Annotated in this window: 1 protein-coding gene; it reads right to left on the reverse strand. The window is 65.3% G+C overall.

Going from position 1 to position 838, the window contains the following annotated elements; genetic code table 11:
• Positions 1–838: flavodoxin-dependent (E)-4-hydroxy-3-methylbut-2-enyl-diphosphate synthase (gene ispG, locus ABD329_RS47870; RefSeq protein WP_198282518.1), on the reverse strand; the 838-nt coding region annotated here is incomplete at both ends.

An 838-nucleotide genomic window follows, 5' to 3' on the forward strand; every position in this document is an offset into this window, starting at 1 on the left:
CCCTCCAGACCGGCCGTGACCTCATCCGCGAGCTTGTACACATCCACCTGCGCCCGACCGCACGACGGACACGAGACGATCTCCAACCGCCGCTGCCGCAGATTCAGCGACTCCAGGATCTGGATCCCGACCTTGACCTCCTCCGCCGGAGGCGCCGACAGCGACACCCGGATCGTGTCCCCGATCCCCTCACTCAACAGGGCACCGAACGCCACCGCCGACTTGATCGTCCCCTGGAACGCCGGACCCGCCTCCGTCACCCCCAGATGCAGCGGATAGTCACACTGAGCCGCCAGCTGACGATAGGCATTGACCATCACCACCGGATCGTTGTGCTTCACCGAGATCTTGATGTCCCGGAACCCGTGCTCCTCGAACAGCGAGCACTCCCACAACGCCGACTCCACCAACGCCTCCGGCGTGGCCTTGCCGTACTTCTCCAGCAACCGCTTGTCCAACGACCCCGCGTTCACCCCGATACGAATCGGCACACCCGCGTCCGACGCCGCCTTCGCGATCTCCTTGACCTTGTCGTCGAACTGCCGGATGTTCCCCGGATTCACCCGCACCGCCGCACACCCGGCATCAATCGCCGCGAACACGTACTTCGGCTGGAAGTGAATATCCGCGATCACCGGGATCTGCGACTTCTTCGCGATCACCGGCAACGCGTCCGCGTCATCCTGCGACGGACACGCCACCCGCACGATCTGACACCCCGACGCCGTCAACTCCGCGATCTGCTGCAACGTCGCACCGATGTCCGCCGTCACCGTCGTCGTCATCGACTGCACCGAAATCGGCGCGTCGCCACCCACGGCCACCGCCCCGACCTGGA

The organism is Streptomyces javensis (genome assembly GCF_039525925.1).
GTDB lineage: Bacteria > Actinomycetota > Actinomycetes > Streptomycetales > Streptomycetaceae > Streptomyces > Streptomyces asiaticus.